This window comes from Sphingobacterium sp. UBA7625, from assembly GCF_002484085.1.
Lineage (GTDB): Bacteria > Bacteroidota > Bacteroidia > Sphingobacteriales > Sphingobacteriaceae > Sphingobacterium > Sphingobacterium athyrii.
Map to the genome: position 1 here is coordinate 50,920 of NZ_DLJD01000047.1, position 1,294 is coordinate 52,213.

Below are 1,294 nucleotides of genomic sequence, written 5' to 3' on the forward strand. Positions count from 1 at the left end.
TTTTAGCTGGCATTTCGACAGAGATTTCATCTTGGGGATCCCAGATTTTAAATTTCAATTGACAATTTGGCACAACACCTTCAATCTCATTCTGTGCTAAGATTTCTTTAATCCCATCCAAGAATTCTTCATTCAGCTTTGGTAAAGGAATATTAATTGTAAAACTCTTTGCCATTTTTTCACGAAGCTCTGAAAGCAACTGCACACTTCTCAACTCAAAGCCCCAATTTCCGACCTGCCTAAAACGCTCCTGAACCAACCCACGCAATTGAACAAAATAACCTTCCTGTAAATATCCTTTTAATTTCACATACTCTTCGCCAAACACCGCCATATCATAAGAGTCACTATAATCTTCGATTATAAATGAAGCAAAGGGCTTACCATTTTTGGTCAACCGGTGGTTTGCCGAGGCTATAATTCCACCGATAACCAATTCTTTATTTTTAATACGGTTAAACTCCAGCAGAGTTTCCTCATCCACCTCAGCAGCCTTAGCTTTATTGATCAACGACAGATCAGACACCGGATTATGGCAGAAATGTTCAATTTCAAACCGATAGGTATCCAAGGGGTGACTAGTCAGGTAAATACCAATAACATCTTTTTCGTATTTAAGCTTTTCGATCAATCCCCATTGTGGGCAAGGCGCCAGCACAGGTTCCGGCAGCTCCGCAGCCTCACCCGCACCAAACAAACTTGCCTGTGCCGAGTTTTCATTTTCTTTATAGCGTTGCCCAAACCGAATCGCCTTTTCCATCCCTGTTGAATTATCCTCGACATGGAAATACTGCGCACGATGTGTACTTTCGAAACTATCAAAACCACCGGCATACGCCAAACTCTCAAAAGCTTTTTTATTGACCGCACGTAGATCTATGCGCTTAGCCATATCAAAAACAGATTTATACAATCCAGACTTTCTCGTTTGCACAATAGCATCCACCGCACCGGCACCGACTCCCTTGACAGCACCGATACCAAAGCGAATCGCTCCACGTTCGTTGACCGTAATANNTAAAGAATGTCACCTGCTTGATATCATTCATATTATTGGAAAGTACCGCTGCCATATATTCCGCCGGAAAATGCGCCTTTAAGTAAGCGGTCTGATAAGCCACCCATGCATAACAGGTGGAGTGGGATTTATTGAAGGCATAACTGGCAAAAGCTTCCCAGTCAGTCCAGATTTTCTCCAGTACTTTCGCGTTGTGTCCTTTCTCTTCAGCCTGTGAAACAAACTTCGGCTTCATTTTATCAAGTACAGCCTTTTGCTTCTTACCCATCGCTTTAC

1 pseudogene (cut by a window edge) is annotated in these 1,294 nt (G+C 42.5%); it reads right to left on the reverse strand.

From position 1 onward, the window contains the following. A pseudogene (dnaE, locus tag B4G94_RS19585) lies at positions 1 to 1,294 on the reverse strand (DNA polymerase III subunit alpha); its annotated part runs 2,859 nt beyond the window's last position; the annotation flags it as partial.